Annotated in this window: 14 protein-coding genes; 13 read left to right on the top strand and 1 reads right to left on the bottom strand. The window is 49.6% G+C overall.

Annotation, left to right across the window (positions count from 1 at the left end; genetic code table 11):
• Window positions 1-30: 30 nt before the first annotated feature.
• The 5 genes from ACYVUU_RS07545 to ACYVUU_RS07525 all read left to right on the top strand — a co-directional run bounded on the left by ACYVUU_RS07545 (window position 31) and on the right by ACYVUU_RS07525 (window position 5,469).
• Window positions 31-708: a response regulator transcription factor gene (locus ACYVUU_RS07545; protein ID WP_484500518.1), complete on the top strand. Its 678-nt coding sequence runs from the start codon at window positions 31-33 to the stop codon at window positions 706-708.
• A gap of 4 nt (window positions 709-712) precedes the next feature.
• Window positions 713-2,035: a HAMP domain-containing sensor histidine kinase gene (locus ACYVUU_RS07540; protein WP_484500517.1), complete on the top strand. Its 1,323-nt coding sequence runs from the start codon at window positions 713-715 to the stop codon at window positions 2,033-2,035.
• A gap of 176 nt (window positions 2,036-2,211) precedes the next feature.
• Complete coding sequence (locus ACYVUU_RS07535; protein WP_439775125.1) at window positions 2,212-2,829, top strand: VTT domain-containing protein; 618 nt, start codon at window positions 2,212-2,214, stop codon at window positions 2,827-2,829.
• Window positions 2,830-2,833: 4 nt separating this feature from the next.
• A complete protein-coding gene (locus ACYVUU_RS07530; RefSeq protein ID WP_484500516.1) occupies window positions 2,834-4,624 on the top strand; it encodes a hypothetical protein in 1,791 nt (596 codons plus the stop codon).
• A gap of 20 nt (window positions 4,625-4,644) precedes the next feature.
• On the top strand, window positions 4,645-5,469 hold the full coding sequence (locus ACYVUU_RS07525) for an undecaprenyl-diphosphate phosphatase (protein WP_484500514.1): 825 nt from the start codon (window positions 4,645-4,647) through the stop codon (window positions 5,467-5,469).
• 51 nt (window positions 5,470-5,520) lie between these two features.
• On the opposite strand, the gene ACYVUU_RS07520 is transcribed toward ACYVUU_RS07525, so the two are convergent.
• Window positions 5,521-6,420, bottom strand: coding sequence for a helix-turn-helix domain-containing protein (locus ACYVUU_RS07520; RefSeq protein ID WP_484500513.1), 900 nt, complete (start codon window positions 6,418-6,420; stop codon window positions 5,521-5,523).
• A gap of 137 nt (window positions 6,421-6,557) precedes the next feature.
• Between ACYVUU_RS07520 and ACYVUU_RS07515 the strand changes: the two genes are divergently transcribed.
• The 8 genes from ACYVUU_RS07515 to coaE all read left to right on the top strand — a co-directional run bounded on the left by ACYVUU_RS07515 (window position 6,558) and on the right by coaE (window position 22,585).
• Window positions 6,558-8,042: an FAD-dependent oxidoreductase gene (locus ACYVUU_RS07515; protein WP_484500512.1), complete on the top strand. Its 1,485-nt coding sequence runs from the start codon at window positions 6,558-6,560 to the stop codon at window positions 8,040-8,042.
• A gap of 16 nt (window positions 8,043-8,058) precedes the next feature.
• Window positions 8,059-9,258 (top strand): MFS transporter, encoded by a 1,200-nt coding sequence (locus ACYVUU_RS07510; RefSeq protein WP_484500511.1) that lies wholly within the window; start codon window positions 8,059-8,061, stop codon window positions 9,256-9,258.
• A gap of 331 nt (window positions 9,259-9,589) precedes the next feature.
• A complete protein-coding gene (locus tag ACYVUU_RS07505) occupies window positions 9,590-16,453 on the top strand; it encodes a mucin-binding protein (protein WP_484500510.1) in 6,864 nt (2,287 codons plus the stop codon).
• 158 nt (window positions 16,454-16,611) lie between these two features.
• Window positions 16,612-17,028 (top strand): MarR family winged helix-turn-helix transcriptional regulator, encoded by a 417-nt coding sequence (locus ACYVUU_RS07500; RefSeq protein WP_484498985.1) that lies wholly within the window; start codon window positions 16,612-16,614, stop codon window positions 17,026-17,028.
• A gap of 10 nt (window positions 17,029-17,038) precedes the next feature.
• Window positions 17,039-18,424 (top strand): DHA2 family efflux MFS transporter permease subunit, encoded by a 1,386-nt coding sequence (locus tag ACYVUU_RS07495; protein WP_484500508.1) that lies wholly within the window; start codon window positions 17,039-17,041, stop codon window positions 18,422-18,424.
• A 72-nt stretch (window positions 18,425-18,496) separates the two neighbouring features.
• On the top strand, window positions 18,497-21,160 hold the full coding sequence (gene polA, locus ACYVUU_RS07490; RefSeq protein WP_484500507.1) for a DNA polymerase I: 2,664 nt from the start codon (window positions 18,497-18,499) through the stop codon (window positions 21,158-21,160).
• 10 nt (window positions 21,161-21,170) lie between these two features.
• Window positions 21,171-21,992: a DNA-formamidopyrimidine glycosylase gene (gene mutM, locus ACYVUU_RS07485; RefSeq protein WP_484500506.1), complete on the top strand. Its 822-nt coding sequence runs from the start codon at window positions 21,171-21,173 to the stop codon at window positions 21,990-21,992.
• A gap of 8 nt (window positions 21,993-22,000) precedes the next feature.
• Window positions 22,001-22,585 carry a dephospho-CoA kinase gene (coaE, locus tag ACYVUU_RS07480; RefSeq protein WP_484500504.1) on the top strand — a complete coding sequence of 195 codons (585 nt, stop codon included), beginning with the start codon at window positions 22,001-22,003 and terminating at the stop codon, window positions 22,583-22,585.
• Window positions 22,586-22,588: the final 3 nt, after the last annotated feature.

Genomic DNA, 22,588 nt, shown 5'->3' with positions numbered 1-22,588 from the left:
TAGGGGGCTGCTTTTTTGAAGGAGACAGCGATGACTGAAACGATTTTGCTGGTAGAAGATGAGCCGGGTCTGGCCCAGAGCCTCAATAAAGAATTCCAGTTTGAAGGCTACCAAGTCCTCTTGGCCGGGGACGGGGAGCAGGCAGTCGCGGAGTTTGAAAAATTCCAGGCTGAGATCAACCTGGTCATTTTGGACTGGATGCTGCCGAAATTGGATGGCCTGGGCGTCTTGCGCCGGATCCGCCGGATCAGCGAGGTCCCGGTGATCATGCTGACAGCCCGGGACTACGCCGGCGACAAGGTGTCTGGTTTAAAGAGCGGGGCAGATGACTACGTGACTAAGCCATTTGACATTGAGGAGCTCTTGGCCAGGATGGAGGCAGTCTTGCGGCGGACGCGGCCAAACGGCGGTCAGGAAGAGTATTCCCTCAAGGGGCTGACTCTCAACTTGAAGAGCCGGGAAGTCATCAGAGAAGGGCAAATCATCCAGCTGACCCAGCGGGAATTTCTTTTGCTAAGCGAGTTCATGCGGCAAGCTGGCCAGGTTTTAACCAGAGACGAGCTCTTGGACGCGGTCTGGGGGGCAGACTTTGCAGGCCAGCCCAACACGGTCGATGTCTATGTCCGCCTGCTTAGGAAGAAGATTGACCAGAATTTTTCAGAAAAACTCCTCCACACCGTCCGGGGCGTGGGTTATATGTTGAAGTGATCATATGAAAAACAGTAATTCAGCCATCCTGCTCAGAAACCTTCTGGCTTTGACGACCATCTTGACCTTTCTTTTTGGCCTCTTGACCATGCTGGCTGTGGTTCAGCAGGAACTGGCTAACAGCAGCGCCAATACCAGGACCATCGTTCGCCGCTTGAAGGGGGCGGTGATCGACGACGACCAGGACTGGAAAAACTGGCAGGTCAACAATGGCTTGAGCAGCAGCCAGACTTATGTGCACGTGGAAAACCGCCGGTCTGATGCCAAGCGGAAAAATTACTATTCAGCCAATGCCAAGCAGCTGACTAAGACCCTTCAGCCCCTGCCGTTTTTTAGCGGGATCTATTATAAGGGGGATGCTCTCTACGCCTATGCTTCTGGCCACGCCCGGGGAATTTACTACCAGGTCTGGGTGGATTTACACCAGCAAAAGCAGGTGGTGAAGAATGTTCTTTTAGCGATCTTGCTTGTTTGGGTCATTGTTTTAGCTATCAGCGTCTTGTTCGCAGTCTTTTTGTCTGACAAACTTACCCAGCCCTTGCTGGTCTTGAACCTGGCTGCCAAAAAGGCGGCTGATTCTGGCCGGGGGCAGTTGCCAGTGCCGGAGAAGCCGACGGAAATAAAGGAACTGGCCGTCAGCTTCAATGAGCTTTTAGGCCAGCTCTATGACCAAAACGAGCAGGAAAAGAGCTTCGTCAACAACGCCGCCCATGAATTGCGGACCCCGATCGCGGCCATCCGCAGCAACGCCCAGCTGATCAAAAGGCGGGGAGGCGAGCACCCAGAGGTGATCCCAGAAGCCGTGGCCTTTATCGATGACGAAGCCAAACATATGCAGAAGATGGTCGATGAACTCTTGATTTTGGCCCGGACTGACCACCGGCAGCTTGAGAAAAAGACCTTCAACTTAAAAGAAACCCTGCAGTCTGCTTTAAGAAGCGCCCAATTGGCCCAGCCGGTCCAGCTGGACTGCCCGGATGAGCTTGTTTTGACCAGTGACCGGGACTGCCTGCTTGAAATTGTCTTGAACCTTTTAACTAATGCCGGCAAGTATTCGCCAGCTTCCAGACTGGTTTTGGTCAAGGCTGAAGAAAAAGAGGGCAGGGTGACGATCAGCGTGGCCGACCAGGGGCCGGGGATCAGCGCCAAGGACAAGGAGCACGTCTTTGACTACTTCTACAGAAGTGACGAGGTCCGGGGGCAGATTCAAGGCACGGGCTTGGGCTTGGCCATTGCCCGAAAGATGGCTGATTTGCTGGGCGGAACTTTGACCTTGGCTGACAAGGAGCCGCATGGGAGCATCTTCAGTTTGACGATCAAAAAATAAAAAATCCCGACTTTTTTCGGGGGATAAAAAAGCCTGACGGCCTGCCAGAAATGGCGCCGTTAGGCCTTTTTATTTCTTTTCTGAAAAAACGTCAGAATTGCTTCATGAAAAGTCTGTATAAGGCAGGAAGGGATTTGTCTAAGATTAAAGCATGCTAAACAAACGGAGGTAAAAATATGACTGCTTTAATCAACAACATGCTCGCCCAGACTGGGATGTGGAGCTACTTCATCGTTGCCGGCCTGCTTTTTATAGAAACCGGTCTGGTAATCATGCCTTTCCTGCCAGGTGACTCCCTGCTTTTCTTGTCGGGGGCCTTCCTGGCCAGCCAGTTCGCCAACCCGCTTCCGGCCCTGGCTCTGTTCATCGCTGCCGTAATTGCTGGTGACTGGGTCAACTTCTCCAGCGGCCGCCTTTTTGGGCAAAGCTGGCTGAAATCTGACTTCTTCAAGCGCTTCGTGAAGGAAAAGCACCTGCAGGAAAGCCACGACTTCTTCGCTAAGTACGGTCCTAGCGCGGTGACTATTGGGAGATTCGTGCCGATCATCCGGACTTTGATTCCCTTTACTGCCGGGATCAGCCAGATGAAGCGGGAAGTCTTTCTCATGTTCAACATCATCGGGGGCTTTTGCTGGGTACTCTGCATGACTTTAGCCGGCTACTGGCTGGGCAGCGTCAGCTTTGTCCGTCAGCACTTCTCCATCATCATGCTGGCCATCATCGTGATTTCCTTCCTGCCGGTTGTCTGGACTTTTGCCAAAAAGCAGCTGGCAAGTCAAAGCAGAAAAAAATAAAGCAATGATCAACAAGCAAATGGAAAAATGGCTGAAGGAGCTGGCTATCGTCTTAATCGCTGCTGCTTTGGCAGCTTACCTGGTTAGCGCCCAAGTCAGGGCGGGCCAGCTGATCATCGGCTCTGACAGCATCTTTCACTTCAACCGGATTTATGAGGCTAGCCAGCAGATAAAAACGGGCAACTATTCCTGGTTCATGTCTGTCTACGGCTTTCACCAAAGTGGCCGGATTGTCAACGCCTTTTACGGCCCCCTCTTCGCCTACCTGCTGGGCTTGATCTTGCTAGCGGCAGGCAGCTGGTACAGATTCCAGCTCTTGACCAGCTTTTTGGTCTACTTCTTTGCCTGCCTGGGCATGTACCGGGCAGGCCGGCGGGTAGGGGGCAACCGCCTGGCCGCCCTGTGGAGCGGGGCCGTCTACCTGACTGTGGGCTGGCTGGCCCGCTGGGAGATGGGGAGCAATTTTTCCGCCATAACGGCGCTATTAGCGCCCTGGCTCATGATTGCCATCATTGACCTATTGGATTTAAAGCAAGAATACCCGGTCAAGCGGCTGGTGATCCTGCTCTTTATCAGTTTAGAGAGCCATATGCTGACGGCTTTGCTTTTTTCGGCTGCCTTGCTGCCAGCAGCTGTCTACAGACTGGTGAAAGAGGGCAAGCTGGCCTGGATCAAGCTGGTCAAAGCGGCAGGAATCTGCCTTCTTTTGACCATGAACTACTGGCTGCCCTTGGTCTATTTCGGCTTGACCAACCAGCTGCTTGCTCCAGGAAAAATGTCGCTGACTGGCAATGCCTTGCGCCTGTCGCAGAAGACAACGAGCAAGCTGACCGGCCTGGTCCTTAATTCAAGCACCAGAGACCAGCTCAGCCAGCTTATGTTTATCTTCTTTGCCTTGCAGATTTTGGCCTGCCTGCTTCTAGCCTTCGACCGGACATTTACCAGCCGCTTGAACCGGATCTTCACCCTGTCCGGAGCTGGGCTTTTGTATCTGAGCTCAGCTTTGGCTCCTTGGGATAAAATCGGCCAGGCCCTGCCATTTTTGGCCAGCTACTTGCAGTTCCCGGCCCGCCTGGCCAGTTTGGCCTATGCCTTCCTGCTTTTGGGGGCGGTCTTGACGATCAAGCAGCTGGAAGACCGGCATTTGGACTTGCAACTGGGAGTCGTCCTTGCCATAGCCTTATCCCTGCTCTTATTCTTTGACCTGCGCTATTTAAGAAATCAGATCTATACCAACGCGGTCAGAGGCTACATGCCTGGCGTTGCCCGGTCCAAGACGACCAGTATGGGCAGTGACAATGACAAGGATGACCGGCTTCTGGCCGGGCAAGCTGCTAAAAAAATGGACCCAGGTCTGTTTTTACAAAAAGCCCGCAAGACTGTGCCGGATTATTTGCCGGCTGGCGGGGGGGACTTTAAGCAGGTTGAAGCGGCTTACAGACAAGCAGTTCTTGGCCAGCATTTCTTTACGAAAAAGACTGCCGGGCAGACGGTTCAGCTCAACTGGACCAGTAGTAAAGACGGAGAAATCCGCCTGCCCCTGGTTCTGTACCGGCAGTCGAAGCTGACCGTAAACGGCCAGCAGGTCAAGGTGAAGCCAGGGGCCGGGGGTCTGGCGACTATTATGAGTTGGAAGGGAAAGAACACGGCCAGCCTGGCCATAGAAATACCATTTTGGCTGCAGGCGGGCTTATGCCTGTCGCTTCTGGCTGACTTGCTGGCAGCCTTATATCTGCTAGGCAATTGGCTGGGCAAAAGGCTGCAGGGCCTGGTCAACAAGGAATTGGAAATTTAGAAGGAAAGAGTAGTGAATAAATGCTAGATATTTTTAAAGCGGTAATTTTAGGTATTATCGAAGGGCTGAGCGAATTTTTGCCCATCTCTTCAACCGGCCACCTGTATTTGGCAGATTATGTCATCAAGCTGGGCCAACCGACCAGCTTTGTCAACATGTTCATGGTGGTCATCCAACTGGGCGCCATCATGAGCGTGGTGGTCCTTTATTTCAACAAATTGAATCCTTTTGCCAGAAGTAAGTCCGGCCCGGAAAAGCGGGCGACCTGGCTGCTCTGGTTTAAAGTGATTCTGGCGGTTTTGCCGGCGGTGGTTATTGGCCTGCCGCTGAATGACTGGCTGGACAAAAACATGACCAGCTGGCAGGTAATTTCCGCCACCCTGATCATTTACGGGATACTTTTCATCATTTTAGAAAACTTTTATGCCAAGCGGCAGCCGACGGTAACGAAGCTGAGTGACTTGAGCTGGCACTTTGCCTTCTTGATCGGCTGCTTCCAGGTTTTGTCTCTGATTCCCGGCACCTCAAGATCATGGGCCACGATTTTAGGGGCCATGCTGCTGGGCGCCAGCCGCTACGTGGCGACTGAATTTTCCTTCTTTTTGGCCATTCCAACCATGTTTGGGGCATCCTTGTTGAAGCTGGTCAAGTTCTTTAAGGCCGGGGGTATCCTTGCCGGCAGCCAGCTGGCCATCCTTTTGACGGGGATGATCGTATCCTTCGTCGTTGCCTATTTGGCAATCAAGTTTTTGCTGAAGTACGTGCAGACCCACGACTTCAAGCCTTTTGGCTGGTACCGGATCATCTTAGGTCTGGTTGTAATTCTTTGCGGCTTCTTTATGTAGTGTATTAAGCCTATCGTGTATATCAAGTGTTTTAGTATTATGTATTAAGTGTTAGCTGTTGTATATTTGATTAAGTGTGTATTTTTTCCGGTATTTGCCTGGGGTGATGCCAGTGGATTCGGCAAAGGCCTTGGAAAAGCTGGACAAGTCCTGGTAGCCGAGTTCAGAAGCGATTTCTTCCAGCTTCTTGTTGGTTAAGCGGAGCTGGTCTTCAGCCAGGTTGATCCGGATATTGCGGCGCAGGTGGACGAAGTCCATAGCAAAGAGCTTGCGGCAGAGGCGGGAAAAGTAATTCGCCTGGTAGCCGAAGTACTGGGCCGCTTCTTTTAAAGAGACCTGGCCATTCTGCTGGGTCAGGTAAGTCATAATAGCGCCAGATTGTGCGTCACGGTTAGCGTGGCGCACATTTTTTCTTGGAAAATTTGACCTGCTCTTGGAGATCTTCTGCCGGTGCTGGTGGAGCAGTTCAGTCAAAAGCAGGCCGGCCAGGCGCTGGACTTGGAAGTCATCGTATTCGTCTTTGTCTCTTTTTGCCAGAAGCTCAAGCAAATTGATATAGCCAGTGGTCATCCCATCAGTCAGATTTTGAAAAACGATGTAGGCATATTTGCCGGACTTGTCATTCATTAAGTCATGGATCAAGGCGTTATCGGCAACTAAGTACTGGTTAAGAGGGTCCGGGTAGGCCAAATCAATTTGGAGGAGGCGGAAGGAGGCAGAAGTACCAGCTTTGCTATTTTCAGCTAAAGGAGACAAGTGGACTTCTTTGAAACCAGTGGCGACGATGATGTCGAATTTTTTTAAAGAGAAGAGGCGCTTATCGGCAGACAATACGGCATCAGTCAAGCATTCCAGGAGGTCAATATGAAATGTATGGCTGCTTTTTCTAGCATAGGGGGAAGTAGTCGTGGTCAAGTCTTGTTCGCCAGTCAGGCGCTTTACGTTCAGCATAGCTAAGTCCTTTCACAATAAAGATATTTAAGCACAAATTTTAGGATAACTTAAGCGCTTAAATTGTAACACCTTTCCAAGTATGATGAAAAAGAAATCAAGAAGAAAAGCAATATTTTGAAAGGCAGGAAACTAAGATGAGCAAAGAATACACGGTTGATTTGGTCGTAGCAGGTTGTGGCGGTACCGGGATGGCGGCAGCTGACGCGGGTGCAAGCCAGGGGCTTAAGACAATGGTTGTTGAAAAGCAGGCCCAGGCAGGCGGCAACACCAAGATCTCCAGCGGCTTTTTCGCCATTGACACCAAGGAGCAACGGGAAGCTGGTTTGAAGCTGTCAACGGAAGAAGCCATCCGGCAATTAAACGAGTACAACCACTACTTGAACAACGGGCCACTGACCCGGCGGATCGTGGAAAACGCCAAGCCGACTCTGGAAGAAATTGAGAGCCTCGGTATGGAGATCAAGCTGAACCCGACCAGCCAGACCACCCAGTTTGCCCACCTGGACAATCCATATGCCGGCGGTTCTTACCACATGTACCAAAACAAGCCGGAATCCTGGGACAGAGTACAGAAGTCAGTTGAAGAAAAAGGCGTGGAATTTCTCTTTGGGACGACCATGCAGGACTTGCTGAAAAATGAAGCAGGGGAAATCTGCGGCTTGACGGCAGTTGACGAAAATGGTGAAGAAGTAATCGTTCATGCAAAAGCAGTCGTTGTGGCCACTGGCGGCTTTGGCGGCGACAAGGACCGGGTAGCCAAGCTCATGCACACCGACCGGATGCGGGGCCTGGGCGTGCCAAACATGGGCGAAGGGATGACGGCTTTGGAAAAGGCCGGCGCCGTCAACATTGACTCTCATGCTCTGATCCACGCTTCACAACTGGCCAAGTCCAAGGTAACCCAGAACACTTCCAAGAAGCACCTGGCCGGCTTTTCAGACAATCCTTTGACCCGGCTGCTTCTCACTCCTTTGATGTGGGTTGATCCAAACGGCCTCCGCTTTACCGATGAAAACACGGTTTACGATACGGTTTTGTGGGCCAACGCTGCTTACAACGTCGGCGGGATGTACTATATCATCGTTGACACCAAGACTTTGAACGAATACACCAAGGGCACCAAGCTGACTGTGTCTAAGGCAGGTCCTGGGGCAACTGACAAGCCTGGCGACTTTATTGAGCTGGCAGAAGAAGCTGTAGCTAACGAAACGGCCTTTAAGGGCGAAAGCCTCAGCGACTTGGCAGAAAAGGCTGGTTTTGACGAAGATAATTTATCCAAGGCTGTAGCTGACTACAATCAGGCAATTAAGGACCAAGATGACAAGGCCTTTGCCAAGGGCAAGGAAAGTCTGGTCTACAGCGTTGAAGAAGGGCCATTTTATGCCTTTAAGGCCCAGGCAGCCTACCTGGGGACAGTTGGCGGGGTCAGAGTTGATGACCACCTGCGGGTTTTGGACGCTGACTTCAAGCCAATCAAGGGCCTGTACGCCGGCGGTGCCAACGCGGGCGGCTACTATGAAGGGCAGAGCTATCCGGCTTATGAAGGGCTGGCTTCTGGCTTTGCCTGGACTTCCGGCCGCCTGGCAGGTTTAGCCGCGGCAGAAGACTTAAAGAAATAGACAGGCGGTGATGATGATGGGAGAAACAGTTACGGCAAAAGCTGATCAAGCTTATGTGTCCAAGACCAGAATCGGTGTTTTGGCGGTCAGTGCCATGGGAATGGCGGCTTTGGCGATTACGCCGTCATATAACGCGATTGCCAAGTCCTTCAGCTTAAGCGCCACGGCAGTGCAGATGCTGACGTCACTGCCAAACTTGTTCATGATGCTGGCCGGGCTTTTGATGGGGAAGTTGACGGCTGGCAAGATCAAATTGAAGAATTTGACGATCGTCATGATCATACTCTGCTGCGTGGGTGGCCTTCTGCCTCTGTTTTATCATGGCAGCTTCGCCTTCCTCTTGGTCTGCTCATGTCTGGTAGGTTTAGGGCAAGGGGCCTGCACCAACCTGTCACAAGTGTTGATTGCCAGCATGCTGCCGGCGGCTGAGCGGCAGAGCACGATGGGCTTGACTACGACTTTCACCAACTTAGGGGGGATTGTCTTCATCATGGGCGGCGGCTCTTTGGCCAGCAAGAGCGGCTGGGTTGCCAACTACTGGATCTATTTGTTCGCGGTACTGGTATTGATTACCGTTTTGGCTTTGGTTCCTTTGAACCCGCTGCCGGTTGATGACGGGCGGGCAGGAGCAAAGACCGGCAAGATCCAGCTGAACAAGTATGTCTTTGGCTGCGCGGGCTGGGCCTTTTGCACCATGCTTTTGAACAATGTTTTGAACAACAATATTTCCTTGTTTGTGGCTGAGGAGAAGCTGGGGTCAACCGCGCAGGCGGCACTCACGTCAACTATTTCCTTGATCGGGGGGATGCTGTGCGGCTTTATTGTCGGTAAGATCGGGAAGAAGTTCCCGCATTCGACCATTGCTTTAGCCTTCTTCCTGTACGGTCTGTCATATATTTTGATTGGCCTCTGCCACAATTTATTTGGGATTTTTGCCGGGAGTTTTGTTGTCGGAGCAGCGATGAGTATTGCCATGGGGCAGTTTGCCTACTTGATTTCAATCGTGGTTGACCCGGTCAGCACATCGATGGCGCTCGGGGTATACCAGGCGATCAACTCCATCGGCGGGGTGGTCAGTCCTTTTGTAGTCAACAGTTTGACGGCGGTATTCCACGTTAACGCATTTGTAGTGAGTGGAATTTTGGCTTTGCTTTTAGCAGCAGTTGCTTTAGGCAGCAAATTCCAGAAGAAGCTGCTGGCTTTTGCAGGGATGTAGCGGCTTTTTAGAAAAAAGCAAGAAAAAATTTGGATTTAGACCGAGAAATAAGGGATCTTCCGTGGGAAGATCCCTTATTTTATTAGCAAAAGGTTACGATATTATAGTTTCTCTATAGGGAGAAAAGTGGATTTTGGTGGCGCAAATAGCGGCACAGCAAAAGTGTAAACGGTTGCGTAAATAAAAGGGTGGGTAAGTAAATTAGTATAATCATAGTGTTAAAAAATGGTTTATGTTGTGTTATGATATTTAGCAGGTTATAAGACTATAGACTTAAATCAAACTTAGACTATAGTTTAGAAGAGAAATTCAAACAGAAAGAGGAAGAAATATGTTGTCCAAGAACAACCGGAAACTTCAAGAACGCAAGCTTGAGCAAAAGCAGCGTTTTGGTTTTAGAAAATACAGCTTCGGTTTGGCATCAGCCTTGATCGGTGTGTCATTCATGCTGACTACTGGGGGTACTGTTTCAGCGGATACTACTACTCCAGCTGAAACTGCTGTGACTGCGGCTGCTACTACGAGCAGTGAAAATACGAGCACGTCAGGGGATGCAACTAGCACTACTGCCAGCTCAGAGAACACTGACACTAAGAGCTCAGAAACAACTGATACTGCTTCAACGACTGCTACTACTGACAGTTCAAGTACTAGTGACAGCACTGAGACTACCAGCTCAGAAAGCACTGACTCAAGCGACAAGTCAACTGCAACTGACAGTTCAGATACTAAAACTGAAAGCACTACTTCAGAAACTAGTGACAGTAAAAGTGAATCCACTACTACTGATTCAGCAACTGACACGGCTAAGACTGCATCCACTGAATCTACGAACAGTGAAAATAAGACTGAAACTGCAACTAGTGACTCCAGTGCAGATCAGTCAGCTAGTTCAGCAACTTCTGACTCAACTTCAGAAGCAACTACCTCGTTAAAGGCTACTGCTACTGCAGCAACTACGGACGCTTCAACTACTACTGCAAGTACCTCCACTACTACTGATGATGCTGCGTCTGCAGAAGGCAAGCTTACTGACGAAGCTAAGGCCAAAGGCTTAACTGACAGCGATGTTTCCCCTGAGATGAGCGACGCTAATGGAGCAAGTCTTAAACAGGATAGTTCAAAGATTCCATCCGGCTACAAGGCTGATCCAACTGAAGGGCGTTACACTTTTGGGATTCTCAGCTTAGGGCCAATCGATACTAGTGGTCTTACCAGTTATAACCAAACGTATGGAACAAATTACTATATCCGGGTATCAACAGCAGCTCAAGCTACTAACGGAGTATATGACGACACTGTTTATATTCAATTGGTTGATGCAGATCAAGACACAGTTCTTTGGGAAAGCTCAGCCAAGCCGGGTGATTTAAACAAGACCATTGATGCATTAAATTCTACAAACGGTAATCCGTTCCAATACTCATATGCAGAAAATGTTGTCAATGGTGTAACTACAAAGGCTATTAAATTTGATGCCAGCCCAATTGATGCTAATAATGGTCCAATGTACTCTACGGCTGTATATCAAGCAGACAGCGATAATCAAACTTCTGGGACCTCTATCAGTTTCAATTATCCGGATGCAAGTACTATTGAAACACGCTACATTGCAAAGGACGCTGCCGGTAATGAAACCGTATTAGCAACATACGATGAAACCGGTAGACCGGGTTCAATCTATACCGCGTCAGGTCTGCGTGATTTCGTTGGTTATGACTTGGTATCCGTCCCTTCCGAAACAACTAGCACTTTAAAGCGTAGCTATACAGTCGGTGATCTTTTAGTTCCTACCCCAAGAAAGTATTCAAATTACATTCAAATGGTTCGGACTAGTTTGATCACGAGTACTGACGGTAGTAGCATTATCAGTATTCGCATGGCTCTAAATGGTGCGAGCCTTGATGATATTAATAATCCTGATGTTTGGAAGGTTGTCTTTACTAGTGAAGAGCTGAAGCCTGGTGAATGGTCTACTACTGGTAATAATCTTGCAAATTATAATGGTTCTCACGAAAAGGGAGCGTTCGTTATTACAGACGAGATAGCTAAGGCTGCTGGTTTTACCGATGAGCAAATGGTGGGCAAGTACGTATTTAACTGGTTATTGCTTAACATTAACCCAGAAGGTCAAAAGCCAGTTGACTACTACTACGCTCCACAAGGCCAAGTTCGCGTTAACTATGTAACCAGTGATGGCACTGTAATTCAATCACCAGTAACTGCTTACGAAAACTCAAGCAACAACACTACTTATGACGTATCTGGCTCAACTTACAAGCCAGAAACCATCACTGTTAACGGTAAGACTTACCGTTACGTTATGAGTGACAAGTCTAAGGGAACCGCTGGTACGACAGAAGTCAACGGTTACACTTACAACGTAACTCCATCTGACGAAACTGGTCGTATTAGTTCCAACACTGTTAATGACGTTTACTACGTTTACGAATTGGTAACTTACCACACTGAAGCTGAAACTAAGAACGTAACTCGGACGATCGAATACTACGACAGCGTAACTGGTGAACCAATTCCTTCTAACTTGGAATCAACGGTTACTCAAACCGCAACGCTGAACCGTAACAAGATCTACGATGACCAAAACAACTTTGTTGGCTACGGTACTATCTCAGCTGATAGCTCAAGTTACACGATTAACGATAGTTGGAATGTTGATGCACAAACTTGGACTCAACAGGACTCTGCAGATCTGTCAGAATATGGCTACACTGCACCAGATAGAGCTTCAGTTGCAGCGGTAACTGTTGACGGCAATACCACCGATGTAACGGAAAAGGTATACTACGGCCACCAAACCACGCCAGTAACTCCAACTGATCCAAAGACTCCAGGCAAACCAATCAATCCTAAGGGGGACGTAAACTACCCAGATGGCGTGTCAAAGGATGACTTGACTTCAACTGTTAAGCGGACCATCAACTACGTTGACGAAGACGGCAATGCGGTTAACGGTTCACCAGATGGCACTAGCTCATACGAACAAACTGCTGAATTCACTCGGACTGCAATCGTTGACAAGGTAACTGGCAAGATCCTTGGTTACGACACTAACAACGATGGCAAGGTTGACACTGAAAGTGCAGATCGTGCATGGCTTCCAACCGAAAAGACTTTGGAAGCAGTTAAGTCAGCAGACCCAAGCTCAGTAGGTTACGACAAGGTTGATATTTCAAACGTTTCATCACTGGTAGTAACTCCAGGCCAAGCTGATACTACTGTCACTGTAACTTACAGCAACAACCAAGTGTCAGGTACTATCAAGTACATCGATGACACTACTGGTGTAGAACTTGACAGCGACACTCTGCCAACTGGCAAGGTTGGTTCAACTATCAACTACACTACCGCTGACAAGATCAAGAGTTACGAAGACCAAGGCTACGAACTCGTTTCAAACGACTTTACTGATGGCAGCCAAGTGTACAAGAAGGATGGCAACGACTTTGTTGTTCACCTGAAGCACAAGACTCAAACCATCACTCCAAACGATCCGAACCCTGTAACTCCAGGCGAACCGATCAACCCTAACGACCCTAACAGCCCAGTTTACGGTGAAGAAACTGACCGGAAGAACCTGGTTAAGGACGCAAGTCAAACTATTCACTACGTAGGCGCAGGTGACAAGACTCCAGCTGACAACGTTGTAACTCAGAAGGATGCCTTCACTCGGACTGTTACTATCGATAAGGTGACTGGTAAGGTTCTGTCATACACTGACTGGGAAGGTGAAAAGACCTTCAACACTGTCGACACTCCAGTAGTAGACGGCTACCACGCTGACAAGAAGACGGCAGGTGGCCTGACTGCAACTGTAGACAACCCAGACGTTGAAGAAACTGTAACTTACTCACCAAACGGTAAGCTTGTTCCAGTTGACCCTAACGGTACTCCAATCCCAGGTGCAGACACCCCAACTTACCCAACGGACCCTAACGATCCAACTAAGGTGGTTCCAAACGAACCAATTCCAGAAGTTCCAGGCTACACCCCAGTAGATCCAAGCCCTGTAACTCCATCTAACCCAGGTGAAGATACTCCAGTACCTTACAACCAAGTCGTAACTGGTACTATCAAGTACGTTGACGACACTACTGGCAAGACTCTGAGCAGCGAAGATCTTGAGAAGGGTACTGTAGGCTCAAAGATTAACTACACTACTGCAGACAAGATCAAGAGCTACGAAGACCAAGGCTACGAACTCGTATCAAACGACTTCACTGATGGCAGCCAAGTGTACAAGAAGGATGGCAACGACTTTGTTGTTCACCTGAAGCACGCAACTGAAGAAACTACCAGCTACAAGGATGCAACTCAAACTATCCACTACGTTGGTGCGGGCGATGACACTCCAGCTGACAAGGTTCAAACTCAGAAGGATGCCTTCAGCAAGACTGACACGATCGACAAGGTAACTGGTGAAGTTGTCAAGACTACTGGCTGGACTGGTACTAAGACTTTCGGTACTGAAGACACTCCAGTAGTCGATGGCTACCACGCAGACAAGAAGGTAGCAGGTGGTCTGACTGCAACTGTAGACAACCCAGACGTTGAAGAAACTGTAACTTACTCACCAAACGGTAAGATCGTTCCAGTAGATCCAAACGGTACTCCAATTCCAGGTGCAGACACCCCAACTTACCCAACGGACCCTAACGATCCAACTAAGGTAGTTCCGAACGAACCAATTCCAGATGTTCCAAACTACACTCCAGTAGATCCAAGCCCTGTAACTCCAGCAGATCCAGGCAAGGACACTCCAGTTGTCTACAACCAAGTGGTAACTGGTACTATCAAGTACGTTGACGACACTACTGGCAAGACTCTGAGCAGCGAAGATCTTGAGAAGGGTACTGTAGGCTCAAAGATTAACTACACTACTGCTGACAAGATCAAGAGCTACGAAGACCAAGGCTACGAACTCGTATCAAACGACTTCACTGATGGTAAGCAGGTTTACGCTAAGGAAGGCAACGACTTCGTTGTTCACCTGAAGCACGCAACTGAAGAAACTACCAGCTACAAGGATGCAACCCAAACTATCCACTACGTAGGTGCGGGCGATGACACTCCAGCTGACAAGGTTCAAACTCAGAAGGATGCCTTCAGCAAGACTGACACGATCGACAAGGTAACTGGCGAAGTTGTCAAGACTACTGGCTGGACAGGTACTAAGACTTTCGGTACTGAAGACACTCCAGTAGTAGATGGCTACCACGCAGACAAGAAGGTAGCAGGTGGTCTGACTGCAACTGTAGACAACCCAGACGTTGAAGAAACTGTAACTTACTCACCAAACGGCAAGCTTGTTCCAGTTGACCCTAACGGTACTCCAATCCCAGGTGCAGACACTCCAACTTACCCAACGGACCCTAACGATCCAACTAAGGTAGTTCCGAATGAACCAATTCCAGATGTTCCAAACTACACTCCAGTAGATCCAAGCCCTGTAACTCCAGCAGATCCAGGCAAGGACACTCCAGTACCTTACACTAAGAACGAAACTCCAGCAGCTAAGTATGGTCTGACTGAGAAGTTTGTTGACGAAGACGGCAACGAACTGTTGCCAAGCGTAAACAAGGGTACTGACTACAAGACTGGCGACTCCTACGACGTAACTAAGGATGCTAAGGTTGTAGAAGGCTACGTACTTGTTAAGACTACTGGCACGACTGGTACTTTCACTGACAGTGACAAGACCGCTGTCTTCACTTACAAGAAGGTCGGCAAGATCGTTCCAGTTGACCCTAACGGCAACGAAATTCCAGGCGCGGACACTCCAAGCTACAAGAACGATCCAGACGACCCAAGCAAGGTGGTTCCAAACGAACCAACTCCAGAAGTACCAGGCTGGACCACTGACGTTCCAAACGTAACTCCGGAAGACCCAACTAAGGACACTCCAGTTCCTTACACTAAGAAGACCACTCCGGAAACTCCTTCAACCCCAGAAACTCCAGCAGCTAAGTACGGCCTGACTGAAAAGTTTGTTGACGAAGACGGCAACGAACTGCTGCCAAGCGTGAACAAGGGCACTGACTACAAGTCAGGCGACAGCTACGACGTGACTAGCGACGCCAAGGTAATCACTGGCTACGTTCTGGTTAAGACTACTGACACGACTGGCACTTTCAGTGACAGCGATAAGACCGCAGTCTTCACTTACAAGAAGGTCGGCAAGATTGTTCCAGTTGACCCTAACGGCAACGAAATCCCAGGCGCGGACACTCCAAGCTACAAGAACGACCCAGACGACCCAAGCAAGGTGGTTCCAAACGAACCAACTCCAGAAGTACCAGGCTGGACTACCGACGTTCCAAACGTGACTCCGGAAGATCCGACTAAGGATACTCCAGTTCCTTACACTAAGAAGACCACTCCGGAAACTCCTTCAACTCCAGAAACTCCAGCAGCTAAGTACGGCCTGACTGAAAAGTTTGTTGACGAAAACGGCAACGAACTGCAACCAAGCGTAAACAAGGGTACTGACTACAAGAATGGTGATTCTTACGACGTAACTAAGGACGCCAAGGTTGTAGAAGGCTACGTACTGGTTAAGACTACTGACACGACTGGTACTTTCACTGACGGCAACAAGACTGCTGTCTTCACTTACAAGAAGATCGGCAAGATCATCCCTGTAGACGAAAACGGTACTCCAATCCCAGGTGCCGACACGCCAAGCTACAAGAATGACCCAACTGATCCAACTAAGGTTCTGCCAAATGAACCAACCCCAGAAGTTCCTGGCTGGACTACTGACGTGCCAAGCGTAACTCCGGCAGATCCAACTGCAGATACTCCGGTGCCATACGCTAAGAAGACTACTCCTTCTACTCCAGAAGTACCAAGTAATCCAGATACTCCATCCAACCCAGAAACTCCAACTACTCCGGACAAGCCAGAGGTTCCGAGTCAACCACAAAAGCCTGCATCCCCATCAGGCCAAAACAACCCGACTCCGGTAAACCCAACTACTACTCCGGCAAGTCCAAAGCAAACCACACTTACTGGCAAGCAGACTCCTGCTCCAAACAAGACTGCAACTGCCAGCCAGCTGCCGCAAACCGGCGCCGATGAAGAAAAGGCCAGCCTGCTTAGTGCCTTAGGTCTGGGCCTGGTAACCCTGACTTCACTCTTCGGCCTCTTGGGCGGCAAGAAGCGCAAGCATTAATCCATAACATAAATTCAGCTTAATTAAATTTCTCTTCTAAGCACGCGAGCAGCGCCAAGGTCCCCCAGCCTTGGCGCTGTTTCTTTTTCAAATTGCTAGACATCTAACAAAATACCGACTATAATAATCGCTAGATGTCTAACAAAAGGAGGATACAGGTGGAAGAACCAATCCGTAAATGGATCAAACGGGCGGCCAAAAGCATCGACCAGCATTCCGGCCCCTTTGCCAGAAAGGAGCGCTTGACGCGTGAACAGATGGCAGTGCTGGATTTTCTAAGCCAGCAAGCAGGCCAAACAGCTAACCAGCATGCTTTGGACGAGGAATTTGCCATCCAGCGCTCGACCACGACCATCATGCTGCAGCGCCTGGAAAAGCGGGGCTTAATTAGGCGCCTGCCAGATCCCAATGATAAAAGGCAAAAACTGGTGCAGCTGACGAGTGAAGCTAATGAGCTCATCCCGCAGATCCGTGAAGAAATCAAAGACGATGATCTTGAACTCCTCCAGCAGTTCAGCAAGGAAGAATTAGCCACCGTCAGAAAGCTTTTAAAATACATTGCAGAAGAGGGGTAATAGTTTACACATGAATTCAAAAATTCCTAAAAAAGTCTACGCGGCCATTGTGGCAACAGGACTGATGTCCTTTAGCGGGGTTCTGGTGGAAACGGCAATGAACGTTGCCTTTCCAACCTTGATGAAGCAGTTTGGCCTGGCCACCAACACCGTTCAGTGGATGACCTCGATTTACCTCTTGGTCATCTCCGTTGTTGTGCCACTGTCTGCTGTTTTGAAAAGTTCTTTTAAGACCAAGCAGCTCTTTGTTTCAGCCAACTTGCTCTTTTTCTTTGGCCTCTTGCTGGACGCCTTAGCGCCAAATTTCGCGGTTCTGCTCTTTGGCCGGGCCATTCAAGGTCTGGGCACCGGGATTGCCTTGCCCTTGATGTTCAATATCATCCTGGAGCAGGTGCCCGCTGAAAAAATTGGCATCATGATGGGTTTTGGCAACTTGATCACGGGTGTTGCTCCTGCCTTGGGGCCAACTTTCGGCGGTTTGATCATCAACACTTTGGGCTGGCGCTATGTCTTCTTTTTCTTAATGCCTTTGATCATCTTGTCTCTCTTCCTGGGCCTTTACGGCATCCAACAGAAGTCCAAGATCGTTAAGATCAAGCCGGACTTCTTGAGCATTGTCTTTATCGCTGTCCTTTTTGCCGGCGTTATCTATGGCTTCAGCAACCTTTCCTCAGGCAAATTGCTGACCAACCTGTTCCCAATCTTTATCGGTCTCTGCTCTTTGGGCTTTTTGCTGGGCCGGTCGAAAAAAATCTCCCAACCAATCCTGCACTTTGAAATCCTCAAGAACAAGTCCTTCAGCGTGCACTTGCTGGGCTTCCTCTTAATGCAGCTCTGTTCTCTGGGCAATGCCTTTCTTTTGCCCAACTATGTCCAGCTGGTCAATGGGGGAACGGCAACTCTGGCTGGCCTGGTCACCATGCCCGCCGGCATCATCGGAGCGGCCATGAGCGTGGTCGGCGGCCGTCTCTACGACGCTAAAGGGGCCAGATTGCCCATGATCACTGGCGTCAGCATGATGGCTATTGAACTGATTGCTTTTGCCTGCTTGTCCCAGCACATGTCCAACTTGGTAATTTGCCTCATCTACGTCATCTATATGACTGGGATGGGGATGTCTGTTGGCTCAATCATGACTAATGGCCTGGCCAGCTTGAAGCCGAGCCAGTCAGCTCAGGGCAATGCCTTCTTAAACACTATCCAGCAATTTGCCGGCGCCATCGGGACTTCAGTGACTTCAGCAATCGTGGCCCTCAGCCAAGCTCAATATGGGTCAAAGGGACCGCGGCCGACGGCGATCGGCACCCAACATGCCTTTATTTTCCTGGCTGCGATAGTTATCTTGCTCTGGCTCATGTTCTACAAGAACGTGAAAACAGAAGGCGGGTCTAAATAATTAACGAACGTGTAAAAACTGTTAAAATACTAGATAGGTATTTTGACAGTTTTTATTTTGCAAGGAATGACAATGAACAAGAAGAAGTTACTTTTAATCGATGGCAATTCCGTGGCCTTCCGGGCCTTTTTCGCCATGTACCAGCAATTAGACAAGTTTAAAAATCCAGAAGGCCTCCACACCAACGCCCTCTATGCCTTTAAAAACATGCTGGACGTGGTCTTGAAGCAGGAAGACCCGAGCCATATCCTGGTGGCCTTTGATGCTGGCAAGACTACCTTCAGAACCACCATGTACAAAGACTACAAGGGAGGGCGGGACAAGACCCCGGCAGAACTCTCCGAGCAGCTGCCTTACCTGCGCGAGATGCTCAAGGACATGGGGATCAAGAGCTACGAACTGGCTAACTACGAAGCCGACGACATTATTGGTACCATGGCCAAAAAAGGGGCCGAAGCCGGCTATGAAGTGGCCGTTGTTTCCGGGGACAAGGACTTGACCCAGCTGGCAAGTGACCACGTGACCGTCTACGTGACCAAGTCCGGGGTAACTAAATTAGAAGCTTTTACCCCAGACCACATGAAAGAAGTCAACGGGGTGACGCCGACCGAATTCATCGATATGAAGGCTTTGATGGGTGACCCGTCTGACAACTACCCAGGCGTGGCCAAGGTTGGCCCGAAGACTGCTTCTAAGCTTATCCAAGAATACGGCAGCGTGGAAAATCTGTATGACCACGTTGACGAAATGAAGAAGTCCAAGTTGAAGGAAAACCTGATCGCCGGCAAGGACAATGCCCTTTTGGGTAAAAAATTAGCCACCATCAACTGCGACAGTCCAGTAGAAGTGACCCTTGCTGATCTTGAATATCAAGGCAGCAATATCGACGACCTCCGCCGCTTCTACGAAAAGATGAACTTCCGCCGCTTTTTGGCAGATTTAGCCCAAAAAGGGGAATTGACTGAAAGCAAGACGGAAGTCAAAAAGCAGGACTACATCGTTCTCACTGCTGACAATTTAGACCAGCTGCCAAAGGCTGCTGAAGTCACTTTCTACCTGGCCATGTTTGGCGACAACTACCACCTGGCCGACTTCGCCGGCTTTGCCTTGAGAATTGGCGAGGAAACTTTCGTCAGCCGGGAAGTTACCTTGTTGCAGGAAAGCCCCTTGAAGGAAATGCTGGAAGATCCTGCTGTCCAAAAGAATGTCTTTGACTTAAAGCGGACCACTTACGGCCTCTACCGGCTGGGAATCAAGGCTGAATCTTTGACCTTTGACCTGCTTTTAGCTTCTTACCTGGTTGACAATGAGAAAAATTCCAACGACTTGGGTGAACTGGTCCAAGGCTACGACTACTATGATTTAAAGACCGACCTGGAAGTCTACGGAAAGGGGAAGAATGCCAAGATTCCGGCAGATGATTCAGCCTTCTTCAACCACCTGGCCGGAAAAACCGCGGCTATCGCGGCTTTGAAGGAATCTCTTTTAAGCAAGCTGAAAGAGCACGAGCAAGACGACCTCTACGACTCGATCGAATTGCCAACGGCTCGCGTTTTGGCCAAGATGGAAATGAACGGGATCAAGGTCCAGCCTTCCCGCTTAAAGGAACTGGAAAACGACTTTGCTGTCCGTTTAAAGGACCTGGAAGAGAAGATCTACAAGGAAGCCGGGGAAGAATTCAACTTGAATTCACCAAAGCAGCTGGGCGTCATCCTTTTTGAAAAGCTGGGCCTGCCAGTCATCAAGAAGACCAAGACCGGCTACTCCACTTCAGTTGAAGTCTTAAACCAATTGAAAGAACAAAGCCCAGTCGTCAGCGACATCCTGGAATACCGGCAGATCTCCAAGATTCAGTCTACCTACGTCAAGGGCCTCTTAGACGTCATCGATGAGCGTGACGGCCGCATCCACACCCGCTATTTGCAAACTTTGACGGCAACTGGCCGCCTGTCTTCAGTCGATCCTAACTTGCAGAACATCCCAACCAGAACGGAAGAAGGCAAGCAGATCAGAAAGGCCTTTGTCCCATCAAGTCCGGATGGCTATATCTATTCCTGCGACTATTCCCAAATCGAGCTCCGGGTCCTGGCCCATGTTTCAGAAGACCCGAACATGCAGGAAGCCTTCAAGACCGGCTACGACATTCACGCCCACACGGCCATGAAGATCTTCCACTTAAAGAGCGTTGACGAAGTAACGCCGCTCCAAAGACGGCGGGCCAAGGCTGTCAACTTCGGGATCGTCTACGGGATCTCTGACTACGGCCTTTCCAAGAACCTGGACATCTCCCGCAAGCAGGCCAAGGAATTCATCGACGAATACTTTGACCAGTACCCAGGCATCCAGGCCTACATGGACCGGGCCGTTAAAGACGCCAGAGAAAAGGGCTACGCGGAAACTATCATGCACCGCCGCCGCTATCTGCCAGATATCCACGCCAAGAACTTCAATGTCCGCTCTTTCGCGGAAAGAACAGCCATCAACTCCCCAATCCAAGGGTCAGCTGCCGACATCATGAAGATTGCCATGATCAATATGCAAAAGAAGCTGGATGAACTAGGGTTAAAGACCAAGATGGTTGTTCAGGTCCACGACGAATTGATTTTTGACGTGCCAGCTGATGAATTAGAAACGATCCAGAAGATTGTCCCGTTAGTCATGCAGTCAGCCGTTAAGTTGGACGTGCCTTTAGTCGCTGATGCCGGCTGGGGCCATGACTGGTATGAAGCAAAGTAGGAGGTAAAAAATGCCAGAAATGCCTGAGGTTGAAACGGTCCGCCGGACCCTGCGGCCCTTGGTCGTGGGCAAGACGATCGACCATGTCGATATTTGGTATGACAAGGTCATCACCGGCGACCCGGAAGCTTTTAAAAAGGAGTTAAAGGGCAAGACCTTTACTGCTGTTGACCGCTATGCCAAATTCCTGCTCTTCCGTTTAGGCGACTTGACCGTCGTTTCCCATTTGCGGATGGAAGGCAAGTACCACTTAACGACTTGGGATGCACCAGTAGACAAGCATGAGCACATGCAGTTTGCCTTTACTGACGGAAGTGCTCTCCGCTACGCGGATGTTCGCAAATTCGGCCGCCTGCAGCTGGTGGAAACTGGAACTGAATTCCAGATTACGGGCTTGAAGAATTTAGGCCTTGAAGCAAATACGCCAGAATTTACCCTGGACTATTTTGCAAAAGGCTTGAAGAAGAGGAGCCAGGGAATCAAGACCCTGCTCATGGGCCAGACCCTGGTGGCAGGTCTGGGCAACATTTATGTTGATGAAGTTCTCTGGCAAAGCCAGATCAACCCTTTGATCCCTGCCAACGAATTAACTGAGGACCAGGTCAAGCGGCTCTATACAGCCATCAATGAAACCATTGAAGAAGCTACCAAATGCGGAGGCACGACCGTACACAGCTTCTTAAACGCTGACGGAGAAGCCGGCCACTATCAAGAAAGGCTCAAGGTCTACGGCAAGGAAGGACAGCCATGCCCGCGCTGCGGGGAAAACTTCGTCAAGATCAAGATCAGCGGGCGGGGGACCACCTACTGCCTGCATTGTCAAAAGAGGTAGAGCAGCAGATGACTTTTTATCTGGGACTGACCGGCGGGATTGCCACAGGCAAGTCGACCGCCAGCCGGATATTAAAAGATATGGGCTGCCAGGTTATCGACAGCGACGCCATTGCCCACCAGCAGGCCGAAGTTGGCCAGGTCTCCTGGCAAAAGATCTTAGAAGAATTCGGGCCGGACTTTTTTAATAAAGATAAGACTTTAAACCGGAAGAAGCTGGGCCAGTATGTCTTTGCCAATCCTGATGCTTTGAAAAGATTGTCTGAAATTACCCAGGGCGAGGTCTTAAAAGAAGTTCAAAAGCAGATGAAGAACAGTCAGGCTTCTGTCTGCGTCATCGACGTGCCCCTGCTCTTTGAAGCTGGCTGGCAGGACTACTTTGACGCTGTCCTCTTGATCGCGGCGCCGGAAGAAGTAGAACTAGAGCGTTTGATGGCGCGGGACTCTTTAAGCCAAGCAGAAGCTAAAAGGCGGATGAATGCCCAGCTGCCATTGGGGGAAAAACGCCTGTTGGCTAGCTATGTGCTTGAAAATACTGGTACAATAGAAGAACTAAGAGAGAAATTGAGCAATCTGCTGAAAACTATCGCGTGAAAG

The organism is Lactobacillus sp. WILCCON 0058 (genome assembly GCF_057198005.1).
This window is presented reverse-complemented; position numbering and strand designations above follow the sequence as displayed.

Coding starts and splice junctions, on each gene's coding strand:
- ACYVUU_RS07545 (WP_484500518.1), top strand. CDS start 31: ATGACTGAAACGATTTTGCTGGTAGAAGATGAGCCGGGTCTGGCCCAG.
- ACYVUU_RS07540 (WP_484500517.1), top strand. CDS start 713: ATGAAAAACAGTAATTCAGCCATCCTGCTCAGAAACCTTCTGGCTTTG.
- ACYVUU_RS07535 (WP_439775125.1), top strand. CDS start 2,212: ATGACTGCTTTAATCAACAACATGCTCGCCCAGACTGGGATGTGGAGC.
- ACYVUU_RS07530 (WP_484500516.1), top strand. CDS start 2,834: ATGATCAACAAGCAAATGGAAAAATGGCTGAAGGAGCTGGCTATCGTC.
- ACYVUU_RS07525 (WP_484500514.1), top strand. CDS start 4,645: ATGCTAGATATTTTTAAAGCGGTAATTTTAGGTATTATCGAAGGGCTG.
- ACYVUU_RS07520 (WP_484500513.1), bottom strand. CDS start 6,420: ATGCTGAACGTAAAGCGCCTGACTGGCGAACAAGACTTGACCACGACT.
- ACYVUU_RS07515 (WP_484500512.1), top strand. CDS start 6,558: ATGAGCAAAGAATACACGGTTGATTTGGTCGTAGCAGGTTGTGGCGGT.
- ACYVUU_RS07510 (WP_484500511.1), top strand. CDS start 8,059: ATGGGAGAAACAGTTACGGCAAAAGCTGATCAAGCTTATGTGTCCAAG.
- ACYVUU_RS07505 (WP_484500510.1), top strand. CDS start 9,590: ATGTTGTCCAAGAACAACCGGAAACTTCAAGAACGCAAGCTTGAGCAA.
- ACYVUU_RS07495 (WP_484500508.1), top strand. CDS start 17,039: ATGAATTCAAAAATTCCTAAAAAAGTCTACGCGGCCATTGTGGCAACA.
- polA (WP_484500507.1), top strand. CDS start 18,497: ATGAACAAGAAGAAGTTACTTTTAATCGATGGCAATTCCGTGGCCTTC.
- mutM (WP_484500506.1), top strand. CDS start 21,171: ATGCCAGAAATGCCTGAGGTTGAAACGGTCCGCCGGACCCTGCGGCCC.
- coaE (WP_484500504.1), top strand. CDS start 22,001: ATGACTTTTTATCTGGGACTGACCGGCGGGATTGCCACAGGCAAGTCG.